At 64.2% G+C, this 22,549-nt stretch carries 22 protein-coding genes; 13 read left to right on the forward strand and 9 right to left on the reverse strand.

Annotated features, from left to right (window positions below):
• Nucleotides 1–18 precede the first annotated feature (18 nt).
• Entirely contained in the window at nt 19–1,449 is a 1,431-nt protein-coding gene (locus XI08_RS03810) for an aldehyde dehydrogenase family protein (RefSeq protein WP_271573402.1), read from the forward strand.
• A 188-nt stretch (nt 1,450–1,637) separates the two neighbouring features.
• Here XI08_RS03810 and XI08_RS03815 read toward each other — a convergent pair whose 3' ends face one another.
• The gene (locus XI08_RS03815) at nt 1,638–2,606 is read right to left on the reverse strand and encodes an SMP-30/gluconolactonase/LRE family protein (protein ID WP_271573403.1); all 969 of its coding nucleotides are present in this window, start codon (nt 2,604–2,606) and stop codon (nt 1,638–1,640) included.
• 91 nt (nt 2,607–2,697) lie between these two features.
• On the opposite strand from XI08_RS03815, the gene XI08_RS03820 reads away from it, so the two are divergent.
• Nucleotides 2,698–3,522, forward strand: coding sequence for an NAD-dependent epimerase/dehydratase family protein (locus tag XI08_RS03820; protein ID WP_271573404.1), 825 nt, complete (start codon nt 2,698–2,700; stop codon nt 3,520–3,522).
• Nucleotides 3,523–4,141: 619 nt separating this feature from the next.
• Complete coding sequence (locus XI08_RS03825; RefSeq protein WP_271573405.1) at nt 4,142–4,882, forward strand: hypothetical protein; 741 nt, start codon at nt 4,142–4,144, stop codon at nt 4,880–4,882.
• Nucleotides 4,883–4,928: 46 nt separating this feature from the next.
• Here the strand turns inward: XI08_RS03825 and XI08_RS03830 are convergent, their stop codons facing one another.
• Entirely contained in the window at nt 4,929–5,834 is a 906-nt protein-coding gene (locus tag XI08_RS03830) for a transglutaminase family protein (RefSeq protein WP_271573406.1), read from the reverse strand.
• 193 nt (nt 5,835–6,027) lie between these two features.
• Between XI08_RS03830 and XI08_RS03835 the strand changes: the two genes are divergently transcribed.
• Together XI08_RS03835 and XI08_RS03840 are read left to right on the forward strand one after the other, a co-directional pair.
• The gene (locus XI08_RS03835) at nt 6,028–6,291 is read left to right on the forward strand and encodes a GlsB/YeaQ/YmgE family stress response membrane protein (RefSeq protein ID WP_167771482.1); all 264 of its coding nucleotides are present in this window, start codon (nt 6,028–6,030) and stop codon (nt 6,289–6,291) included.
• A gap of 72 nt (nt 6,292–6,363) precedes the next feature.
• Entirely contained in the window at nt 6,364–6,750 is a 387-nt protein-coding gene (locus XI08_RS03840) for a hypothetical protein (RefSeq protein WP_271573609.1), read from the forward strand.
• A gap of 8 nt (nt 6,751–6,758) precedes the next feature.
• Here XI08_RS03840 and XI08_RS03845 read toward each other — a convergent pair whose 3' ends face one another.
• Together XI08_RS03845 and XI08_RS03850 are read right to left on the reverse strand one after the other, a co-directional pair.
• Complete coding sequence (locus XI08_RS03845; RefSeq protein WP_271573407.1) at nt 6,759–7,658, reverse strand: hypothetical protein; 900 nt, start codon at nt 7,656–7,658, stop codon at nt 6,759–6,761.
• A 32-nt stretch (nt 7,659–7,690) separates the two neighbouring features.
• Complete coding sequence (locus XI08_RS03850) at nt 7,691–8,371, reverse strand: GntR family transcriptional regulator (RefSeq protein ID WP_271573408.1); 681 nt, start codon at nt 8,369–8,371, stop codon at nt 7,691–7,693.
• A 174-nt stretch (nt 8,372–8,545) separates the two neighbouring features.
• Here XI08_RS03850 and XI08_RS03855 point away from each other — a divergent pair, with 174 nt between their 5' ends.
• The 4 genes from XI08_RS03855 (at nt 8,546) to XI08_RS03870 (ending at nt 13,427) form a co-directional block, all read left to right on the forward strand.
• Entirely contained in the window at nt 8,546–10,264 is a 1,719-nt protein-coding gene (locus tag XI08_RS03855; RefSeq protein ID WP_271573409.1) for an IlvD/Edd family dehydratase, read from the forward strand.
• Nucleotides 10,265–10,325: 61 nt separating this feature from the next.
• The gene (locus XI08_RS03860; protein ID WP_271573410.1) at nt 10,326–11,321 is read left to right on the forward strand and encodes a TRAP transporter substrate-binding protein; all 996 of its coding nucleotides are present in this window, start codon (nt 10,326–10,328) and stop codon (nt 11,319–11,321) included.
• A gap of 190 nt (nt 11,322–11,511) precedes the next feature.
• Nucleotides 11,512–12,090 carry a TRAP transporter small permease gene (locus XI08_RS03865; protein ID WP_271573411.1) on the forward strand — a complete coding sequence of 193 codons (579 nt, stop codon included), beginning with the start codon at nt 11,512–11,514 and terminating at the stop codon, nt 12,088–12,090.
• The gene (locus tag XI08_RS03870) at nt 12,087–13,427 is read left to right on the forward strand and encodes a TRAP transporter large permease (protein WP_027547984.1); all 1,341 of its coding nucleotides are present in this window, start codon (nt 12,087–12,089) and stop codon (nt 13,425–13,427) included. The genes XI08_RS03865 and XI08_RS03870 overlap by 4 nt, the downstream gene beginning before the upstream one ends.
• On the opposite strand, the gene XI08_RS03875 is transcribed toward XI08_RS03870, so the two are convergent.
• Nucleotides 13,387–13,995, reverse strand: coding sequence for a histidine phosphatase family protein (locus XI08_RS03875; RefSeq protein WP_027547983.1), 609 nt, complete (start codon nt 13,993–13,995; stop codon nt 13,387–13,389). The two genes, XI08_RS03870 and XI08_RS03875, sit on opposite strands and share 41 nt — an antisense overlap.
• On the reverse strand, nt 13,992–14,786 hold the full coding sequence (locus XI08_RS03880) for an enoyl-CoA hydratase/isomerase family protein (RefSeq protein ID WP_271573412.1): 795 nt from the start codon (nt 14,784–14,786) through the stop codon (nt 13,992–13,994). Before XI08_RS03880 ends, XI08_RS03875 begins: the two co-directional genes overlap by 4 nt.
• 226 nt (nt 14,787–15,012) lie before the next feature.
• Between XI08_RS03880 and XI08_RS03885 the strand changes: the two genes are divergently transcribed.
• Nucleotides 15,013–16,233, forward strand: coding sequence for an NAD(P)/FAD-dependent oxidoreductase (locus XI08_RS03885; protein WP_271573413.1), 1,221 nt, complete (start codon nt 15,013–15,015; stop codon nt 16,231–16,233).
• Nucleotides 16,234–16,479: 246 nt separating this feature from the next.
• On the opposite strand, the gene XI08_RS03890 is transcribed toward XI08_RS03885, so the two are convergent.
• The 3 genes from XI08_RS03890 to XI08_RS03900 all read right to left on the reverse strand — a co-directional run bounded on the left by XI08_RS03890 (nt 16,480) and on the right by XI08_RS03900 (nt 19,370).
• Nucleotides 16,480–17,304, reverse strand: coding sequence for an IS5 family transposase (locus XI08_RS03890; protein WP_271573414.1), 825 nt, complete (start codon nt 17,302–17,304; stop codon nt 16,480–16,482).
• Between the two features lie 245 nt (nt 17,305–17,549).
• Entirely contained in the window at nt 17,550–18,458 is a 909-nt protein-coding gene (locus XI08_RS03895; RefSeq protein WP_271573415.1) for a ribokinase, read from the reverse strand.
• An 18-nt stretch (nt 18,459–18,476) separates the two neighbouring features.
• Complete coding sequence (locus XI08_RS03900) at nt 18,477–19,370, reverse strand: sugar kinase (RefSeq protein WP_027547979.1); 894 nt, start codon at nt 19,368–19,370, stop codon at nt 18,477–18,479.
• Between the two features lie 224 nt (nt 19,371–19,594).
• On the opposite strand from XI08_RS03900, the gene XI08_RS03905 reads away from it, so the two are divergent.
• From XI08_RS03905 to XI08_RS03915, 3 genes are all read left to right on the forward strand, one after another.
• On the forward strand, nt 19,595–20,443 hold the full coding sequence (locus XI08_RS03905; protein ID WP_271573416.1) for a VOC family protein: 849 nt from the start codon (nt 19,595–19,597) through the stop codon (nt 20,441–20,443).
• A gap of 247 nt (nt 20,444–20,690) precedes the next feature.
• The gene (locus tag XI08_RS03910) at nt 20,691–21,350 is read left to right on the forward strand and encodes a TetR/AcrR family transcriptional regulator (protein ID WP_271573417.1); all 660 of its coding nucleotides are present in this window, start codon (nt 20,691–20,693) and stop codon (nt 21,348–21,350) included.
• A gap of 340 nt (nt 21,351–21,690) precedes the next feature.
• The gene (locus XI08_RS03915) at nt 21,691–22,500 is read left to right on the forward strand and encodes an ABC transporter permease (RefSeq protein ID WP_271573418.1); all 810 of its coding nucleotides are present in this window, start codon (nt 21,691–21,693) and stop codon (nt 22,498–22,500) included.
• The last annotated feature ends 49 nt before the right edge of the window (nt 22,501–22,549 follow it).

A 22,549-nucleotide genomic window follows, 5' to 3' on the forward strand; every position in this document is an offset into this window, starting at 1 on the left:
CCCAAGAAGAGGTTAACGATGGTCAATCGCATGCAATTCTACATCGACGGCGCCTGGGTCGATCCCGCCGTCAAGAAGTCCACCGCCGTGGTCAATCCGGCGACGGAAGAGGCGATGTACGAGGTTGCGCTCGGCTCCAAGGCCGATGTCGACAAGGCCGTTGCCGCCGCCAAGCGCGCCTTTGCAACGTTCTCCCAGACCAGCCGCGAGGAGCGCGTCACGCTCCTCACGAAAGTGATCGAGATCTACAAGGGCCGCCTCAAGGAAATCGGCGCCGCCGTCTCCGACGAGATGGGCGCGCCGCTGCCGATGGCGGAGAAGCTGCAGGCCGGTGCCGGCCTCGGCCATCTCATGACCACGCTCGACGTGCTCAAGAACTATCATTTCGAGGAGCCGGTCGGCACCGCCATGGTGCTGCGCGAGCCGATCGGTGTGGTCGGCATGATCACGCCCTGGAACTGGCCGCTCAACCAGATCGCCTGCAAGGTCGCGCCCGCGCTCGCCGCCGGCTGCACCATGATCCTGAAGCCGTCGGAGTTCACCCCGACCTCGGCGTTGATCTTCGCGGAAATCCTCCATGAAGCCGGCGTGCCGAAGGGCGTGTTCAACCTCGTCAACGGCCTCGGCCCCGAGGTCGGCGCCGCCATGAGCGAGCATCCCGATATCGACATGATCTCGTTCACCGGCTCGACCCGCGCCGGCATCGATGTTGCCAAGCGCGCCGCGCCGACCGTGAAGCGCGTCAGCCAGGAGCTCGGCGGCAAGTCGCCGAACGTCATCCTCGAAGGCGCCGACCTCACGAAGGCGGTGACCGGCGGTGTGATGCACATGTTCAACAACTCCGGCCAGTCCTGCAACGCGCCCTCGCGCATGATCGTGCCGGCCTCGAAGATGAAGGAGGTCGCCGCGATCGCGAAGGCGGTCGCCGACAAGACCAAGGCGGGCGATCCGCGCGCCGAAGGCACCACCATCGGCCCCGTGGTCAACCGCGGCCAGTGGGACAAGATCCAGGGCCTCATCAAGAAGGGCATCGACGAGGGCGCAACGCTCGTCGCCGGTGGCCCGGGCCTGCCCGAGGGCGTCAACAAGGGCTTCTACGTCCGTCCGACTATCTTCGCCGACGTCACCCCCGAGATGACGATCGCCCGCGAAGAAATCTTCGGACCGGTGCTGACCATTATCGGCGCCAAGGACGAAGCCGAGGCCGTGCACATTGCCAACGACACGCCGTATGGTCTCGCGGGCTATGTCACGGGCGCTTCGGTTGAGGACGCCAAGCGCGTCGGCCGGCAGATCCGCGCCGGCAACGTCAACCTCCAGGGCGTGCCCAACGACCGCACCGCGCCGTTCGGCGGCTACAAGCAGTCCGGCAACGGTCGCGAGTGGGGCAAGTACGGCCTCGAGGACTTCCTCGAAGTGAAAGCGGTTGCGGGCTTCAACGCGGCGTAAGCTCTATCGCTTGAACGAGAACATGACGCCGGAGCGGGAAACCGCTCCGGCGTTTTTTCGTCGCGTCATTCCGGGGCGTCGCGAAGCGACGAGCCCGGAATCCATTTGGCAGCGGACTCTGCGCACGATGGATTCCGGGTTCGTGCCGAAGACGGCGCGCCCCGGAATGACGGAGGAGAGAGGAGCGCCTATCCCCCCACCGCGCCCTGCGTATTCACGTACAGCGCGTAGATCGACTGGCTCGCCGCCATGAACAGGCGGTTGTGCTTGACGCCGCCGAAGCAGAGATTGGCGCAGCGCTCGGGCAGGGCGATGCGGCCGATCATGACGCCGTCGGGCGCGAACACCACGACGCCGTCGAGCTCGGGATCGCCCATGCCCCAGCCGCACCAGAGATTGCCGTCGATATCGCAGCGCATGCCGTCCGGCGTACCCGGACCGGCGTCGATGAAGACGCGCTTGTTGGAGATGGTGGTGCCGTCCGCCGAGACGTCATAGGCGAGGATCTTGCGGTTCGGCACCCCGCGCGATTCCACGACATAGAGGATTTTCTCGTCCGGCGAGAAGCACAGCCCGTTCGGCCCCAGCACGCCCTCGGCGACGATGGTCGCCTTGCCCGTTGCGGGATCGTATCGGTAGACGTTCGGATCGATCTCCGGCTCCGCCTTGTAGCCCTCGTAATTGCCGAGCAGGCCGAAGGTCGGATCGGTGAACCAGACGGAGCCGTCGGACTTCACCACGACGTCGTTCGGCGAGTTCAGCCGCTTGCCGCCAAAGGAATCCATCAGCACGGTGATGCTGCCGTCATATTCGGTGCGCACCACGCGGCGGCCGCCATGCTCGCAGGTAACGAGCCGGCCCTGGCGATCCCTGGTGTTGCCGTTGGCGAAATTGGAGGGCTTGCGGAACACCGAGACCGCACCGGTCTCCTCCTCCCATTTGATGATGCGCTGGTTGGGGATGTCGCTGCACAAGAGATAGCGCCCATCGCCGAACCAGACCGGCCCCTCGGCCCAGCGCAGGCCGGTCGTCAGCCGTTCCACGGCGGAAAGCTTCAGCCAGTATTTTTCGAAGCGGGGATCGAGTGCTTTTATCGCCGGATCGGGGTAATAGGTCGCCGGCCGCCAGCCTTGAGTGTGGGACGATGCATCGTTCATGTGCAGGTCTCGTTGTTGCGTTCCCTCTGTCCAAGTCTGCTAGCATCAGTTATCTACGGCCGCAAATCGGTCACCACAGGCGAGGGAAGACATGCCGCGTATTTTGATGACGGGAGCTTCGGGCGGAATCGGCACGAGCCTGCGAAAGCTGTTGCCGCCGATCTATCCGGATCTCCTGCTCTCCGACATCAAGCCGCCCGCCGATCTCGGCGCGAACGAAAAGTTCAAGGCGGCGGATCTCGCCGACCTCGCGCAGTGCGAGGCGATCTGCGAGGGCGTCGACGGCATCATCCATTTCGGCGGCTATTCGGTCGAAGGCCCCTGGAACGACATCCTCCAGGCCAACATCATCGGCGGCTACAATCTGTTCGAGGCCGCCTACCGCAAGGGCGTCAAGCGCGTGGTGTTCGCCTCGTCGAACCATGCCGTCGGCTTCTATCCGCGCCATCACAAGATCGGCACCGATGTCACCCCGCGCCCCGACGGCCGCTACGGCGTCAGCAAGGTATTCGGCGAGGCCGTCGGCGCGCTCTATGCCGACAAGCACGGGCTGAAGGTGACGTGCCTGCGCATCGGCAATTTCGGCGACATGCCGCTCGACCAGCGCCGGCTCTCGATCTGGCTCAAACCCGACGACCTCGTGCAGCTCTGCCGCATCGGGCTCGAACATCCCGACATCCATTTCGAGGTCTTCTACGGCGCCTCCCTCAACGAGCGCGCCTGGTGGGACAACCACCGCGCCTACGAGTTCGGTTACCGCCCGACCGGCCGCTCCGAGGATCACGTGGCGCACGCGATGGCCGAGCAGGCCAAGCTGAAGCCGGATCCGATCGGCGACCACTACCAGGGCGGCGCGTTCTGTAGCAACGAGTTCGACGGCGATGCGAGCCGCATCATCGATTGGACCAAGCGGTAGCGTCGATGCTTGCAGGAACGTCGCTGCGCTTCGCCGGCTCCGCTTTCCGGAGCCGGCAGAGGTTCGCTTGTGCAGCAGGTCTGAAGGGCCCTTGCGACTAACGTCTGCGTCCACACCGTAGAGTTCCGGATTTCCGTTTTTGGAAATAGGCGTTCTATTGTCGGAACACGTGAGCGTTTCTTCTATGCATTGCCTTACGCGGAAGTGACCGCCTTTTCATTCCAGCGATTGTGGAAGCAAGATGCGCAAGATAGTTTGGTCGGGGGCCGCGGTGTTGGCGGTCGTCCTCGTCGCAGCAGCCTCCTGGCCAACGCCACGCCCAGATGTGGGGCAATTCGGAGATAGCGTCTACGAATCCATCTGGTTCTGGCGCATCCCGGCCTACGCCTACAATCCTGCCTGGCGTGTGCGCTGGATGTGGAGCGATCCGCTTCACGCACAGGCAAGATGCTGCCGGATCTCGACGCAGCCAGTGTCCGAACCGGGCTCGCAGGTTCCTCCAGCTGATAAGGTTGTCGCGCGCTTGGCAGGCAAGTAGAAGGGGCGCGCGTCAGTTCCTCTTTGGAGGTGTCCGGCTACGTTGCGCGCTGCGGCCGGGTGGCGCACATGGTTCCGGAGATTGTTTGCATTTCTCTCAAATAAGTTCCTTGCTTTAAGCTTAACCAGAAACCTAATCCTCGATTTACAGCCGCAATCTACAGTTTACCTTGTTCTTGAATCGGCAATTCAAGGACGCCAAACAATGCGCCGCTTAGCGCTCAACACGTGGCTCGTTATTGTTCTGGCGGCATCCAGTTTCAGCGCGCGTGCCGACGAGAACAAGCCTGATGGCGGCAGCTCGGCGTCGCTTGCTCCCCGCGCCAGGATCGAATGTTCGCTCAAGCGCAAGCCCGGTGAACCCCTCGATCCCCCGTCGACGGCCGCCATTCCCGGTTCCGAATCCTTCGTTGCGAGCGAGCATTTCAGGGAAGACATTGCGCCGACCGCGACTGTCAAGATTTCGTGGCTTGGGGCGACCTTTGCGCGCCGGTTCGCCGTGAAGGTCGAAGCTGCGGACGCTACGTCTCTGCAGACTCATGTCCTGAATAAATCCTCGAGTGCGGTGCAGATCCTCGGTGAGCTGGGCCCACGCGCTGAGAGCAAGCTTGCCGATATCTGGTGTCTCTTGAAGCAGCAGGCCAACGGCGAAAGCGGGGCGCTGCAGACCAGCTCCGTTCCGAACCTCTTCTTCGTCCGTGACGGCACGGGCGATCTTGGCGTGGTTGACGCCCTGTGGGGTGGCGCGGGCTGGGAGATCGGGGCCAGTCCAGTCGGAAGCCAGCGGCCGTGGACTCCTGGCACGCGCGTCTTCTCTCACTGACTGGCCCTCGCCCGGCCTTGGGACGTTTGAACGCAGCGCCTGTGGCCTATCCCTCCGAAGGATCGAGCATTTCGCCGAGCTTGTGAACGGCAACATTGATCGACATGCCGAGGTAGTCGCCGGAATCGCCGTACCACGAGCCGGCCAGCGGCACGGCCTGCCCCGGTTGCCGCGCTATGGCCACCGGGATGAGGTCGAAGCCGGCGCTCAGCCTGTTGGTCGGATCGTAATCGAGCCAGCCGGCGCCGGGCAGGAACACCTGCACCCATGCATGGGTGGCGCCGGAGCCGGTCATCCCCACGGCGCCGCCATCGAGCGCTGCATCATAGAGATAGCCGCTGACGAAGCGCGCGGCAAAGCCGAGGCGGCGCAACGTCTCGATCATGAGCCAGGCGAAGTCCCGGCAAGTGCCGGATTTCGTGCGCAGCGTCTCGACAGGGGACTGGGTGCCTTCCGCGTCTCTCCCGCGATAGCTGAAGTCGCTGCGAAACGTGCCCAGCATCCGGCGCAGCAGGTCGGCAGTCCGGTCCTGATCGCCGGCAACGAAGCTTTTGGTCCATGCCGCATGGCTGCCGTCTGGATCGTCGGCATGCGGACGCAGGTATCCTGCAAGATCGGTCCACTCGTCCGGCGTATACTGCACGGGGACTTCCTCGGCCCGCGGCTCCAGCGGAAACGTCTCCAGCCCCTTGATGCCGAAATAGATGCCGCGAACCTTGAAGGTGAATGTCAACTCGCTGCCGGGCTCGCTGAAGTCCATCACGGTGACGGCATTGGAGCGGGAATCGGTGACCCAATGCACCTTTGACGGCAGGCTGGTCGAGGCGGACCAGCGAAGCAGCCGGGTCGAGGACCCACGCCGCGGCAGGAACATGGCCCGGTGCGTGCCGAACGTCACCGGCTTTCTATAGCGATAGGTCGTCGTGTGCGTGATCTCGCCGATGATCGCCATGCATCATTCCGCTTCGCGTTGCGGGCTCGTTGAGCGCCGTCTCACACAGGAAGAGCGGTCTCCAGCTTTCGGCTCGGCTGCTTTGGCCCATTGATCTAGATCAACGTCATTCCCGGCATCGTCTGGCCCATCAAGCGATCACGCATTCCTTCAGACGTTTGACATTTCGAATTGACCGAATGGAGCGATGGACATGGGCATCCTTTGGACGATCATCATCGGATTTCTCGTCGGACTGCTCGCGAAGTTCATCATGCCCGGCGATAAGTCCGAGCCCAAAGGGTTCATCTTGACGACGGTGCTGGGAATTGTCGGCGCCTTCGTTGCGACCTGGCTCGGTCAGGCCGTGGGATGGTACCGGTTCGGGGAGGGCGCCGGCTTCATCGGAAGCGTGGTCGGTGCCATCATCCTTCTGTTTCTATACGGCCTTTTCATGGGTCGTCAGGGGCGCGCCTGAGCAATCCAAATGTTCTGCCGCGTGGTGACCGCTAGCAACACGATCGTGGAAATCGTGCTGACAGTCGTCGCGATGCTCGCGATGATCGTATCCGGACCGGCGCAAGCCGCCATGCTCAGCGATGCCGAAGTGATGTTCCTCGACCAGCTCGTCACCGCATCCGTAGTGCTGGAGCAACGATGCGACGGTTACGAGGTTGATGGTGCCGGCGGCGTTCAACTCGGCGCCCGGCTGCTCGGCAGTCCTGAGGCCGCGATGGCCATGATCGACGCCTATGCTGCGGCCATCAAGGCCCGCGATGGCGAGAGTTACGATCCCCGCAAATTCCGTCCCGAAGTGTCCGACGCGGCCCGCAAAACGTTCAGGCGCGTCCGGACGGACTTGATCAGAAACCCGAAAAGGGCCTGCGCCGATTATGGCGAGACCAGCGTGGATCGCGGCCTGCTGAGACGGTACTGAACGGCCTGTCAAGCGCGAAGCCCGATCGCCGGCGGAAATGGCGGATCGTCATCGGACCGCGGTGTTGCGGCATAGTGGTCGAAGCGCATTGTATGCGTGGCGAGCCCCTGGCTCATCGCCCGAAGGCTGTTCGCATAGCCGAACATGGTGATGAGCGGCACTGTCGAGTCGATAGCGATAGTGTCGCCTCCGACGGCCCTGGAGTTGTTCTTCCCTCGCCGCAACTTCAGGTCCTCGGCAATGGACGCCGCATATGATGCCGGTGTCATCACTTCGACCTTCATGATCGGTTCGAGCAGTACCGATTCCGCAATTTGCAGTGCCTTGCGGAAGACTGCACTGGCCGCGATCTCGAAGGCGAGCGGTGAAGAATCGACGTCGTGATACTTGCCGTCGATCAGCTGGACCTTGACGTCCACCACCGGATAGCCGGCAATCACACCGCAAGCCAGTACGCTTTCGAGTCCTTTCTCGATGCCAGGCATATACTCGTTCGGTAGCGCATCCACACCAATCTTGCGTTCAAGCTGGTATCCCTTGCCAAGCTCATTCGGCTCGATGGCAAGCTTAATGGCGGCAAAGTCACCTTTGGGCCCGTAGATCCTCTTGTGAATGTGTTCCGCTTCCGCCCGTTGGGTCGGGTGCTCAAGAAATGCCACCTGCAGGACGCCAACACCGATGGCTATTCCAGAGGTCCGGTTGAGGGCGTCGATCACGCTCTCGATGTGGTTTTCGCTCGTTCCCTTCAGGATGATCTGACCGGAGACTCGATCGACCGATACGGCGAGCGCTTCGTCATCGGCGGCGAGCCTCGCGAGCGCAGCAACGAGCTTCTCATGATCGGCCTTGGACTTCGCTTCGATGGCGACGTCAACAAGCAGGGGTGGCGTGCTCACATCATGCGGCATTGTAAAACCTGTAGCGTTGCCTTGGTCTAACGTCAGCTCACCTCGCTGGCAATCCGCGCCAGATAATCCGACTTGCTGAACTGCATGTGATCCACGCAAAGCTGCGCCAGCGCCCAGCTATCGCGGCCTTTCAACAGCTGGATCATCAACTCGTGCTGGCGCCGCGATTGCGCAAGGCCCTCGCGGTCGGCGAGGTTCTTGGCGCGCATCGGCAGCGTCAGGTTCATGTAGTCCTGGAGCGAGCGCACCAGATAGGGATTGCCGCAGGCGGAAAACAGCGCGAGGTGGAAGGCGTCGTTGGCCTCGTGGATGCCGCGCAGATCCTGCATGTCCGCCTTCGCGCAATATTGCCGCTGTAGCGCGGTCAGCTCGTCGATCAGGCCTTGCGGTGCGGGCAGGGGGATCATCAGCGCCGCCTGCCGGGTCAGCATCTCCCGGACCTCGTAGATCTGCCGGACCTCGTCAGCCGAATAGAACCGCACGGTGGCGCCGACGTTCTTCTCGCGGCGGACGATGCCGCGCCGCTCGGCATCCACCAGCGCCTGCCGCACGAAGTGCCGCGAGGTGCCGTAGGCCGACATCAGCGCGTCCTCGGTCAGGCGCGCGCCCGGCGCGAGCCGGCCGAAGATGATGTCCTCCTCCAGCCGCGCGACCACGTCGTCCGGATCGTCGCGCCGGACCGTCATGCTGTCTGCGGTGTGATTCTCGGGCATCCCCTCGGCCTCCGGCCCCGTGCCGGTCTGTCCTGTGGAGCAGGGAAGGCTCGGATTGTCAATAATCCGGTCGTTTGGCGGTGCGGCAATCCAGAAATTACCGGATACGCGCCTATCTTATTGACAATCGAGGGACAGGCTGTACGACAATGGCAAGGTGAATGGAGTGGCATGATGACGAGTGGCTTGCGCAAGGGTCTGACGAGCTATGGCGATGCCGGCTTCTCGCTGTTCCTGCGCAAGGCATTCATCAAGGCCATGGGCTATTCCGACGACGCGCTGGAGCGCCCGATCGTCGGCATCACCAACACCTATAGCGACTACAATCCCTGCCACGGCAACGTGCCCCAGATCATCGAGGCCACGAAACGCGGCGTGATGCTGTCGGGCGCGATGCCGTTCGTGTTTCCGACCATCTCGATCGCCGAGAGCTTTGCGCACCCGACCTCGATGTATCTGCGCAATCTGATGGCGATGGACACCGAGGAGATGATCCGGGCCCAGCCGATGGATTCGGTGATCGTGATCGGCGGCTGCGACAAGACGCTGCCGGCGCAGGTGATGGCGGCGATCAGCGCCGACCTGCCGACCGTGGTCATCCCCGTTGGCCCCATGGTGGTCGGCCATCACAAGGGCGAGGTGCTGGGCGCCTGCACCGACTGTCGCCGGCTGTGGGCGAAATATCGCGCCGGCGACATCGACGACGCCGAGATCGAGGCGGTCAACGGCCGTCTCGCGCCGTCGGTCGGCACCTGCATGGTGATGGGCACGGCCTCCACCATGGCCTGCATGATCGAAGCCATGGGGCTCTCGCTGCCGATGAGCGCCACGATCCCGGCGCCGCATGCCGAACGGTTCCGTCTTGCGGAGGCCAGCGGCCGGGTTGCGGCCGAGATGGCCAAGACCAAGGGGCCGAAGCCGAGCGAGTTGCTGACTCCGGCATCTTTCAAGAACGCGCAGGTCGTGCTTCAGGCGATCGGCGGCTCGACCAACGGCCTGATCCATCTGACGGCGATGGCGCATCGCTCGCCGCACCGGCTCGATCTCGAAGTCTTCGACCAGATCGGCCGCGAGGTGCCGGTGCTGGTCGATCTCAAGCCGTCGGGCGAGCACTACATGGAGCATTTCCATCACGCCGGCGGGGTGCCGAAGCTGCTGGCGCAGCTCGGCGATCTCGTCGATCTCGACGCGAAGACCATCAGCGGTCAGACGCTGCGCGATATCGCGGCGAATGCGGAAGACGTGCCCGGCCAGGACGCGATCCGTCCGCGCGACAATCCGATCAAGAAGGAAGGCGGCCTCGCCGTCCTGCACGGCAATCTCGCCCCGCGCGGCGCGGTCATCAAGCAATCCGCCGCAAGCCCGAAGCTGTTGCAGCATACGGGCCGGGCAATGGTGTTCGAATCCGTCGAGGACATGACCTTGCGGGTCGACGATCCCGATCTCGACGTGACCGCCGACGACGTGCTGGTGCTGCGCAACGCCGGCCCGAAGGGCGCGCCGGGCATGCCCGAGGCGGGCTATCTGCCGATCCCGAAGAAGCTCGCACGCGGTGGCACCAAGGACATGGTGCGCATTTCGGATGCGCGCATGAGCGGCACGGCGTTCGGCACCATCGTTCTGCACATCACGCCGGAATCCGCCGTCGGCGGGCCGCTGGCGCTGGTGAAGAACGGCGACATGATCCGGCTCGATGTCGCCAGGCGCAGCATCGAGCTGCTGGTCGATGCCGCCGAGCTGGAACGGCGGCGCGCCGCCTTGAAGCCGGCGGCTGCGCCCGAAGAGGCGCGGCGCGGCTACGCCTGGCTGTTCAACGAGACCATCATGCAGGCCGACGAGGGCTGCGATTTCGATTTCATGCAGAGGACTGGGAAGCAGACCGAGAAGGGGTGACCAACCACCCGAACGAACGCCCAGACCGCTGAAGCGGCGGGCGATAAAACAGGGGGAAACGATGATTGCACGATCCATGCGTGGGTTGGTGGCCATGGCCGCCGTACTTTTCGTCACGGGGGCCGGGGCACAGGAGGTGAAGCATTATCGTTTCGCCTATGACCAGCCGCGCAACACCGGCTATTCGATCGCGGGCGACCTCTTTGCCGACAAGCTCAAGGAATTGAGCAAGGGCACCATGATCATCGACCAGTACCCGGGCGCGCAGCTCGGGCAGGAGCCGCAGGTGCTCCAGCTCGTGAAAGCCGGCGACGTCGAATTCGCGATCATCTCCTCGGCCAACACCGCGACGATCTCGCCGCAGGCCGGCGTGATGTCGTTGCACTTCCTGTTCCGCGACGAGAACCACGTGGTCAAGGGGCTGGCCGATCCCCGCGTGTTCGAAGCGCTCAAGACCATGATCGACGAGACCACGCAGGGCCTGCACGTGATCGCGACCGGCTCGCAGGGCGTACGCCACATGTACAGCAGGCGGGAAATCCACAATGTCGGCGACGTCAAGGGCCTCAAGGTCCGCGTCCAGGCGACCGCGACCGAAGACTTGATGTTCCCGGCCTATGGTGCCCAGACCGTGCACATGCCGTTCGGCAGCGTCTATACTTCGCTGCAGACCGGCGTGGTCGACGTCGCCGAGAACAGCATCAACGTCTACCTCGTCAACAAGCACTACGAGGTCGCGCCGGTCCTCAACATCACCGAGCATGAAGCCAACAACGCGCTGGTGTTCATCTCCGACAAGCTCTGGCAGAGCCTGTCGGCGGAGCAGAAGGGGTGGGTGCAGGCGGCGGCCAACGAGATCAGCACCAAGGAACCGCAGAAGGCGTTCGACCTCGAGCGCACCGCGGCCGACAAGCTGAAGAAGATGGGCGTCAAGATCGTCGACAACGTCGACAAGAAGAGTTTTACGATGATCGCCGATCCCTATCTCGACAAGCTCGCCAAGGAGCTCGGCCCGCATGCCGAGAAGATCAAGAATTTGATCCGGTCGGTCAATTAGATCGCCCGCGGCCATCCTTCGAGACGCCCGCCTGCGGCGGGCCCTCAGGATGAGGTCTCGTTTTGCGGCGAGATTTTAGACCCTCATGGTGAGGAGCCCGCCAAAGCGGGCGTCTCGAACCATGCAGGCCGAGCACGATCGGCAGCTTCCCAGCTGTCATCGCGCTAGCTACGGGATGACGAGGACGCAAATGCCCATCGCCGACAAACTGCTCGTTCAGCGCCAACGCCACCTGAAATGGCGCGGGCTCGACTGGCTCGAGCTTGCGCTGATGATTCTCTGCGGCGTGCTGTGCTTCGGCTTCTCGCTGTCGGTCACCGCCGACATCGTCACCCGCACCATCGGCCATCCCTGGCTGTGGCTTCAGGAAGTCACCTCGACGCTGTTCATCTACGCGATCTTCGTCGGCACAGCGGCTGCGACGCGGCGCAACGATCACCTCTATCTCACCGCGATCTCCGAGGCGATGCACGGCACACCGCGGCTGATCGTCGAAGTCATCATCCGCCTGGTCGTGCTCGGCGTCGCCTTCTGCCTGATCTGGTACGGCTACCAGAACTATCTGCGCGGCTTCGGTAGTTTTCGCCTGCCGTCGGGCACGCCGATCGCCTCGCTCTATGCAATCATTCCGCTCTCGGGCGTGCTGATCGGCCTGTTCACCATCGAGCAGCTCGTCAACGGCCTGCGCAACGGCTTTGACCATCCCGAGCCGCCCGACGAGGACGCAGCGCCCGTCGTTACCGACGTACAGATGAGGGCGCAGCCGTGAGCGCACCTGTCGTCCTGTCGTTGATGACGTTCTGCTTCCTCTTCTTTGGCTATCTCGGCGTGCCAGTGCCGTTCTCGCTGATGGCCGGCGTCTTCATCGGCGCGATCCTGTCCGACGTCTCGCTCGCCGCCATCATCCAGAAGATCTTCGACGGCGTCGATTCCGAGGCGCTGCTGGCGATCCCGTTCTTCCTGCTGGTCGGCGAGCTCATGAGCTCGGCCAATGTGGTGGTGCGGATCGCGAACCTGTCGGTGTCGCTGGTCGGGCATATCAGGGGCGGGCTGTCGCAGGTGGTCGTCGTCTTCAGTATGTTCTTCTCGGAGATGTCGGGCTCGACCACGGCCGACGTCGCGGTGATGAGCCGCGCGCTGGGCGGCCCGATGAAGCGCGAGGGCTACGAGCCCGCCTTCATCGCCGCGATCATCGCATCCGCCTCGACGATTGCAGCGCTGGTGCCGCCGAGCATCACGGCGGTGGTCTATGGCGCCGTCGGCAACGTCTCGATTGCCGGCCTGTTCATGGCGGGCGTGGTGCCGGGTCTGATGATCGGCTTCGGCCTGATGATCTACTGCTATTTCTTCGGCCCCTCCGGCCTGCGCAAGCCGCGCGCGCCGCTGCGGCAAGTGGTGTTCGCGGCGGGCGATGCGGCCCTGCCGCTGATGATCCCGGTGATCCTGCTCGGCGGCATCCTGACCGGCTGGTTCACGCCGACGGAGGCCGGCGTCGTCGCCGTGGTCTGGATCGTCCTCGTGGTCATCCCCGCGCTCAACCGCGGCCACTTCAGGAAGATCCCTTATGATTTCTGCCTCGCCGGGCTGATCTTCTCGCTGCCGCTGATCACCATCGGCGCCGCCAACGCCTTCGGCTGGATGCTCGCTTACTTGCGCGGCGCGAGCTACATCGCAGAAGTGATCACCTCGATCGCGGGTCATGATCCGCATCTGATCATGCTGCTGATGGTGCTCCTGTTCACCGTGGTCGGCGACTTCATCGAGCCGGTGCCGACCATCATCATCTTCATGCCGCTGGTCAACACGCTGACGGAGGCGGGCGACATCAATGCCGTGCATATGGGCGTGGTGCTGATCGCCACGCTCGCCTTCGGCCTGATCACGCCGCCTTATGGCCTGGTGCTGCTGATGGCCTCGAAATTCGTCGGCATCAGCTTTGCCAAGGCCTTGCGCGCCGCATTGCCGATCTATGTGGTGTTCCTGGGGACGATCGCGTTCGCGATCTATTTCCCGAGCGTCGTGCTGTGGCTGCCGCGGCACGTGCTTCCCGAGTCGGTCGGCTGCTTCAAGTCGCCGGCGGGGACGGGCTATATCTGCCCGCAATAGCAACCTGCTCGATCCGCCATTGCGCCTGCTCGCGCACGTAACGGAACGGCGTGCCGTGGCTGTTCTTGAAATAGCTGCCGCACAGCGCGTTTGCCATGCCCTGCATCACGGCGTCGTGGCAGACGAACAGCAGATTGTCGTCGGGGTGACGGTCGAGCCAAGCGGAGACGCAAGCCAGCGACCGTTCGGTCATGGCGTCCCAGCTCTCGCCGTCGGCGGGCAGGATCGAGACGAGGCCCGTCGCCGAGTTGACACCGTGCTTGATCATGAGGTCGCGAACGGGGAGGCCTTCGAAGCTGCCGAAGTCGAACTCGATGATGCCGTCGTCGATCGCGAGCGGCACCGAGATCGCAGCCGCGATGATCTCGGCCGTTCGCGACGCGCGGACCAGGGGGCTTGCGACGATGCGGCTGATGCCGGCGCCGCGCAGCATGTCCACGGCTTCGTGCGCTTGCCGCAGACCATCCTCGTTCAGCGGATTGTCGGTGCGGCCCTGGAAGCGTCCTTCGCGATTCCAGTCGGTCGCGCCGTGACGAAGGCCGTAGAACGCGCGTGCCGGTACGGTCACTTCGACTTGCTCGTGAATTTCTTCACGGCGAGCCGAAACTCCTCCGTGTTCATCGCCATGATGATCTTGTGCTCCTCGGCGTCGAGCTGCTGTTTCACCGGCGTCGTGGCAGCCTGGTAGACCAGCGACTTGGTGCCGGCGATCGCGGCAGGCGGGTTCTGCGCGAGACGTTCGGCGAGCTGCCGCGTCGCCGCCTTCAGCTCGGTCGCGGGAACGATTTTGGCGACCAGGCCCCATTCGTGGGCCTGCTGCGCGGTAAAATTGTCCTCGGACAGGAAGATCTGGAGCGCGCGGCGGGATCCGACCGTGCCGACGATGCCGACCGTCGAGCCGCCGTCCGGCGACACCCCAATCTTGGCATAGGCCGGCGTGAACTTGGCGTCCTCCGCGGCGATGCAGAGATCGGTGACGAAGGCGAGGCCCATGCCGGCGCCGGCGGCCGAGCCATGGACGCTGGACAGCGACAGTTTCGGCATGCGCCGGATGGTCTCGATGAAGGCGTGATAATGCTTGAGCAGCTCGCCGACCACCGGCGTCACCGTGCCCGCTTCGGCCGCAGCTCCAATCGTCTGCAAATCGCCGCCGGCCGAGAAGGCGCGGCCTTCGCCCTCGATCACCACGACCCTGATGGCGTCGTCGCCTTCGAGATAGGACGCGAGCTGTTCGAGCTTTTGCGCAATCGCCAGGTTGATCGAGTTGAACGCGGCAGGGCGGTTGAGCGTGATGGTCGCGATCGGGCCGTCGATCCGCAGCAGGGCGGGATCATCGGGGTGGGAGGTGGGAGCTGGCATTGGAAATCCCCGGCATGAGGTGGTTCGTGCGACTAAATCGCAGAAGGCGAGGGGAGACAATCCCCGCGCGCCGCCCTTGCGCTGGGCGGAACGATAGGCTCAAATAGGGCCGCCTTTGTTGAGGGACGGACACGAGCGCCGGCTCCTCCTAGGCTAGCCAAGCCAATATCAGCGTGAGAGGAGACGACATGGGTCACGCTCGTGTCTCCGGAAGTGGGCTGTTCCAATGACTGGCGGTCCGGTGATCATTGTCGGCGCCGGCCATGGTGGCTACCAGGTCGCGGCATCCCTGCGGCAGGCCGGTTTTTCCGATCGCGTCTGCCTGATCAATGACGAGGCGCACCTGCCTTATCAGCGGCCGCCCTTGTCCAAGGCCTACATCAAGGGCTCCGCGGGACCGGAGAGCCTGATGTTCCGGCCGGAGAAATTCTATGCGGACCAGAAGATCGAGCTGATCGCCGGCCGCGCGGTGTCGATCGACCGCGCTGGGCGCAAGCTGCATCTCGCATCGGGCGAGACGCTTGATTACGGCCACCTCGTGCTGGCGACCGGCGCGCGCAACCGGCTGCTCGATCTGCCCAACGCCAACCTGCCCGATGTGAAATATCTGCGCATCCTCGACGACAGCGAGGCGCTGCGCAAGATCATGGCGTCGAAGACGCGGGTGGTGGTGATCGGCGCCGGCTTCATCGGCCTGGAATTCGCAGCGACGGCCCGGATCAAGGGGCTGGAGGTCGACGTGCTCGAGCTCGCCCCGCGCGTGATGGCGCGCGCGGTGACGGCGGAGGTCTCGGAGTATTTCCAGGCGCGGCATCGCGAGGCCGGCATCCGCATTCATCTCGGTGTGCAGGCAACCTCCATCGAGGCCGAGGGCGGCAAGGTCACCGGCGTCTCCTTGAGCGACGGCAGGCATCTGCCCGCCGACCTCGTCGTGGTCGGCGTCGGCGTGCTGCCGAACATCGAGCTCGCGGCGGAGGCGGGGCTGCCGGTCGCTGCCGGCATCATCGTCGATGAATATCTCTCGACGGCCGATCCCAACATCTCGGCGATCGGCGATTGCGCGCTGTTCGCAAGCCCGCGCTTCGGCGGCTCGCTGCGGCTGGAATCGGTGCAAAACGCCACCGATCACGCCCGCTGCCTCGCGGCCCGGCTGACCGGCGACCGCAAGCCTTACGACAGCCATCCCTGGTTCTGGAGCGACCAGGGCGACGACAAGCTCCAGATCGCGGGCCTCACCACCGGCTACGATCGCGTCGTTCTGCGCGGCGACCCCGCCAGGAAGGCGTTCTCGGCGTTCTGCTACAGGGGCGACAGACTGGTCGGCATCGAGTCCATCAACCGCGCCGGCGATCACATGTTCGGTCGCAGATTGCAGGGCATGGACCGCTCGATCACCCCGGAGCAGGCCGCAGATGAGAGCTTTGACCTGAAGAGCGCGCTGGCGTGAGGTTGCTCCCTCTCCCCGCGCGCGGGGAGAGGGGCGGGGTGAGGGGCTCTCCGCAGGGGCGGTGACAGTCGGACTCGCGGAGACTCCTCTCACCCGGAATTTGCTCTCGCAAATTCCGGCCTCTCCCCTCAGGCGGCAGGGCCATCGCATGTGACTTCTTGGCGGGGGCCTGAGCGCACCGCCTCGTCCTTCGAGACGACGGCTCCGCGGTCTCCTCAGAGCCTGACTCAAAAAGCGTAGACGTTTTCAGGGTCTGGCCAAGCGGCGAGTTAGGAGCCTCAGATGGGCGGCGAGCAACCAGGCTAGCTCGGTGGCGGCAGAGGCTTCGAAGTCTTTGGAGAGGCGACGACATCTGCCGAACCATGCAAAGGTACGCTCGACGACCCAGCGCCTGGGCAGGAGCTGGAAGCCTTTGACCCCGAGCGGTCGCTCGACGATCTCGATCGTCCATGGTCCGCAGTTGGAGAGTGCGTTGACGAGCTGTTTGCCGCGATAAATCCGATCGGCAAAGACATGCTCAAGCTTTGGGAAGCGGTCTCGCAAGAGCTCCAACAGAGGAACGGCACCATGGACATCCTGAATGTTGGCGGGATGAACATAGGCAGCCAGCAAGAGACCGTTGGTGTCGGTAACGATATGGCGCTTGCGCCCATGGAGACGCTTGCCGGCGTCGAATCCGCGTGGCCCGCCGGCCTCGGTCGTCGAGGCGGTCTGGCTATCGATGACGGCAGCTGTCGGTCTGGGCTTTCGCCCAAGCTTCCGGCGCGCCTTCCGAACCAAAGCTTCGACGATCTCCTGCCATCTACCCGTGTCGCGCCAAGCGTAAAAATAGCCCTGAACCGTCGAGTATGGCGGGAACTCCTTCGGCAAGGCTCGCCACTGGCAGCCGCTCGACAGAATATAGAAGATCGCCTGCACGATCTCGCGCAGATTAACCTCCCGCGGCCGGCCCAATCGCCGTCGCGGCGGCATCTTCCGGGCGATCAACGCCCACTCTGCATCGGTCAGATCACCTGTGTAACGCAGTCCACTGCGCTGATACTTGATACGAGCGGCTTTGGTCCACGGCATGGTGTCCTCCCTCGAATCTTTGCAAATCCGAAGGAATCACAGGCCCGCTAAAGCCGCTCACCTTTTTCGGTCAGGCTCTCAGGATGAGGCTGAGCGGCATCTTTGCCGGTCGAAAATTGCTGCCGCGCACTCCGTCCTCATCCTGAGGGCCCGCCAAAGGCGGGCGTCTCGAAGGATGGGCCGCAGAGCAATGGCCTTAAATGCGATTGCCCTGCCGCAGGCGGGGAGAGGCGGAAGCAAGCGCTTTACAGAACCGCCGCCACTTCCGCGGCCGTCGGCATCGACGGCCCGGCACCCATGCGCTGCACGCTGATCGAGGCGGCGGCGTTGGCGAAGGCGAGCGCCGTGCGCAGGGGAACTTCGTCGGCGAGTTGCGCCGCCAGCGCGCCGACGAAGCAATCGCCGGCGCCCGTGGTGTCGACCGCCTTCACCACGCGGCCCGGCGCTGAAAATTCCTCCCGGCCTGCGAGTGCGAGCACGCCGCGCTTGCCGAGCGTGACGCAGATGGTCTGGTCCGCGCGCGCCTGAAGCTGCCGCGCCACGTCGATGATCCGCGTGGCCTCGTCGCTGTCGGAGAGCTCGGTGCCGGCGAGGAAGCCGAGCTCGGTCTCGTTGAGCACGAGGATGTCGACGAGCTCAAGCAGCTCGCGGCCGAATTTCTGCGCCGGCGCCGGGTTGAGCAGCGTCGTCGCCTCCGCCGCCCGCGCCCGCCGGAAGAAGGCGGCAATCGTGGGGAGCGGAATCTCGAACTGGCTGACGGCGACATCGCCTTTGACAAGCGGGACGACACTGACGTCATCCGCGCTGACCAGCGCATTGCTGCCGGGAATAACGACGATGGTGTTGTCGGCCGCCGCGACCGTGATGATGGCGGTGCCGGTGTGCGCCTGCGCCGTCTCCTGGAGATATCCGAGATCGATGCCCTGACCGCCGAGGAACGCCTTCAGCTCGGCGCCGAATGAATCCTTGCCCAGGCGGCCGATCAGCGTGGTCCGCGCGCCGAGCCGCGCGGCCGCGACGGCCTGGTTGGCGCCCTTGCCGCCGGGGAAATACAGCACCTGTTGGCCGGCGACGGTTTCGCCGACCTTTGGATGGCGGTCGGCCGTCGCCACCACATCCATGTTGATGCTTCCGGCGACGTAGACGCGCCCCATTTTGAACCTCTCCGAAGACTAGGCTTTGACCTCGAACTCGTGCCTGACCTTGGCGATGTCGACAAGGGTCGGCAGGCCGGCCTCGTTGCCGAGGCGCTGGATCTTGAAGGTCGAGGCGGCGCGGGCGAAGTCGAAATGTTCGCGCCAGCTTTTGCCGGGATGGGCGAGGTAGGAATAGACATAGGCGCCATGGAAGACGTCGCCGGCGCCATTGGTGTCGATCACGCGCTCGCGCGGGATCGGCATCGCCGGCATGATCTCGACCGTGCCCGTCTCGTTGTACCAGAGCAGGCCCTTCTCACCCATGGTGACGCCGCCGATCTTGCAGCCGCGGCTCTTCAGGTAGTCCAGCATCTTCTCAGGCGTCAGGTCCATCTGCTCGCATAGCCGCTCGGCGACGATCGCGACGTCGATGAATTCCAGCAGCTCGTGCGTGTTGGTGCGCAGGCCGCCGCCGTCGAGCGAGGTCAGGATGCCGGCCTCGCGGCAAACCTTGGCATAGTGGATCGCGGCGTCCGGCTGGTGGCCGTCGATATGGAGCGCGCGGCAATTGCCGAGATTGAGGATCGGAAAGGGATGGATGTGGGAATCGTCGCGGCAGCGGACGATGGCGCGCTTGCCGTCCTTGGGCATGATGAAGGACAGCGAAGACTGGTTCACTTTTCGCGCATGCAGCGAGATCGCGTATTTCGCGCACATGTCCTGGAACATGCGCCCCAGCCAGTCATTGGCCGCCGTGGCGATCAGATCGGGCACGATGCCGAGCTTGGCGCAGCAGAACGCCGCCGTGACCGCGTTGCCGCCGAAGGACACCGCGTAGTCCGAGGCCACGTGCTTCTCGTCGCCGGTCGGCATGTGGTCGGTGATGAAGACGACGTCGATATAGGTCTGTCCGATAAAGAGAGCCTGCATTGCTTGTCCGTGATGCGCTGGGTGGTCCCGGCCGGCTGCTTACCTTAGCACCGCTTCGGCGGGAGCCAAAAACATTCGCAGAGCCAAAATATTTGCAGAGTCATGGCGATAGGCGCTTGAGGTCAGTATGGGGCCGGAATACGACCGTGGCAGGGCCAGCGTTGCCCGGGCAGAACCGACGCCCCCAGAACGTTCGGTTCCGGCCCCGTCGGGAGGGAGGGAGCATGATCACCGGCCTCGATCACGTCGTCGCTCTGGTGCGGGATATCGGTGCGGCCAAGGCCGCGTATCGGACACTTTTGGGACGCGCACCGGCCTGGCAGAATTCCGGCGAGGGCGCCGACCGGGTGCTGTTTACCCTCGAGAACATGACGATCGAATTGATGGCGCCCAGCGGCTTTAGCGTCACCGCCGACCGGATGCGCGCGCTGCTCGACGACCATGAAGGCGTGCTCGCCAGCCTGTGCTTTCGTGTCGCAGACATGAGCAGGATGCACCGGCGGCTGGAGCGGGTTGCGCTCAAGCCCGATCCGGTTGCCGAGGTCGAAAGCAGCGACGCTGTCACCGAGGCCGTCCTGCACTGGAAACGCACGCGCGCCGCCACGGAACTCACGCGCGGCGTGCGCATGTTCTTCCTCGAGCTGGCCGAGGAGCGCCCCCGATCGGTCGCGACCGACATCGCGCCGATCGACGCGCTCGACCACGTCGTGATCACCACCGAGGATTCAGAGCGTGCCGCCGCGCTCTATGGCGCGCGGCTCGGGCTTGATCTCGCGCTCGACCGCTCGCACCAGGACTGGGGCCAGCTCATGTTCTTCCGCTGCGGCGACCTCATCGTCGAGGTGGTGCGCCGTCCCGTGGCGGGCGGCGATGCCGCGCATGACCGTCTCTGGGGCCTGAGCTGGCGGGTCGCCGACATCGACGCCACGCGCGCCCGCCTGATCGCCGCCGGCCTCGACGTCACCGAGGTGCGCAACGGCCGCAAGCCGGGCACGCGGATCATGACGGTGCGGAACGGCACCTGTGGCATCCAGACGGTGCTGCTGGAGCGCTCGCCGAAGCCGGTGGATTAGAGCCGCCTCTCTCTCCTCCGTCATTCCGGGGCGTCGCGGAGCGGCGAGCCCGGAATCCATTCATCCACGTACCCCGCTGCACGATGGATTCCGGGCTCGCGCCCAAGAGGGCGCGCCCCGGAATGACGAAACGTTCTCAAACCGGCGCGCGCGTGTTACAGGACATCCTGACAGCACCCAGCGAGCAACCGGTTTGGCGAAGGCGAAGGCAAAGCGAAATCTGAGATGGCAGCGCGATCCCGAGGGGATGCGGCTGCGCATTCTCGAAGCCGCCAAGCAGGAGTTTTCCGCCCACGGGCTTGCCGGGGCGCGCGTCGACCGCATCGCGGACAAGGCCGGCGCCAACAAGCGCATGCTGTACTACCACGTCGGCAACAAGGACGAGCTTTATCTCGCGGTGCTCGAAGGCGCCTATGACAAGATCCGCAGCGAGGAGCGCGGGCTCGATCTCGAACATCTCGATCCGCCCGAGGCGATCCGCCGCCTGATCGAATTCACCTGGAGCTATTTCCTGCGCAACCCCGAGTTCCTCTCGCTGCTCCAGACCGAGAACCTCGCGCGCGCAAAGCACCTGAAACGCTCGACCAAGGTCAAGTCGATGCACTCGCCCTTCGTCGAGATGATCCGCACCGTGGTGCGGCGCGGCGTCGAGAGCGGCGACTTCCAGGTCGCGGTCGATCCCGTCCAGCTCTACATCTCGATCGCGGCGCTCAGCTTCTTCTATCTCTCGAACTCGGCGACGCTGAGCGTGATCTTCGGCCGCGATCTGCTCGCCAAGGAGGCCAAGGACGAGCGGCTCGCGCACATGGCGGGCCTCGTGCTGGCCGCGCTGACGGGGCGGTCGGTGGAGCTGCTGGAGATCGTCAATACCCCGAAGAAGCGCGCGGGCGTGGTGCAGACGGCGTAGAGCTGCGGCTTCGCCGCTTCGCTTGACCCGATATCCCTCCCCATCGTCGTCCCGGCGAAGGCCGGGACCCATACCGCGTGATCTATCGACGGCGCGCGGTGCTAATCCCGAACGACCAGTCTTCGCCAAACTTTGTCCTGTGGTTATGGGTCCCGGCCTTCGCCGGGACGACACCGAATGTGTGGTGCCGGATTACTCCACCAAGAACACCTCCATCGGCGATCCCAGGCCTAAATGGCCGGAACCCCCCCGCGCAAAACGTCACAGGGAAAGCTCTGGACAGTATTTATCCAACGAGTTAATTTCTCCTGAGAACGAAGAAGAATGCCGGGAGTGAAAATTGGCCGAGCCGAAGCAGCAAGGTGCGGTGTCCAAGGTGCTGAACGCGGCCTGGGTTCGGCCGTTCTTGTTCCTGGTCTTCATCGTGGTGGCCTGGGATCTCGCGATCCGGGTGTTCAGGATTCCCGCCTACCAGATCCCGGCTCCGCTCGATGTCGTCGCCGTGCTGCGCACCGAATGGCCGGAATTGCTGCGCCAGTCCTGGCCGACCACCTATGCGACAGTCTGCGGTTTCCTGCTCTCGGCGCTGTTCGGCATTCCAGTCGCGATGCTGATCGCGGGGTCGAAGACGGTGGAGAGCTACGTCTATCCGCTGCTGGTGTTCTCGCAGTCCGTGCCGAAGATCGCGATCGCGCCACTGTTCGTGGTCTGGTTCGGCTTCGGCATCATTCCAAAAGTGATTTCCGCCTTCCTGCTCGGCTTCTTCCCGGTGGTGGTCTCGGCGGTGCAGGGCTTCAAGTCGGTCGATCCTGACATGGTCGATCTCGCCCGCGCGATGCAGGGCAGCCGCTTCCAGGTGTTTCGCGCGGTGAACCTGCCGCATGCGCTGCCGGCGATCTTTTCCGGCCTCAAAGTGTCGGTGACGCTCGCGGTGGTCGGCGCCGTCGTCGGCGAGTTCGTCGGCTCCAATTCCGGCATCGGCTATGTGATGCAGCGCTCGATCGGCACGTTCGACCTGCCGACGATGTTCGCAGCCCTGGTGATCCTCGCGCTGCTCGGCGTGGTCCTGTTCTGGATCGTGGACCGGATCGAGAAGCTGGTCATTCCCTGGCATGTCAGCCAGCGCGAGGACGTGATTTTCGCAGCGTAAGCGAAGCAACGAACGGCCACCAACGGCCGAAACAACAACGACAAGGGAG

Source organism: Bradyrhizobium sp. CCBAU 11361 (genome assembly GCF_028128935.1).
GTDB lineage: Bacteria > Pseudomonadota > Alphaproteobacteria > Rhizobiales > Xanthobacteraceae > Bradyrhizobium > Bradyrhizobium niftali.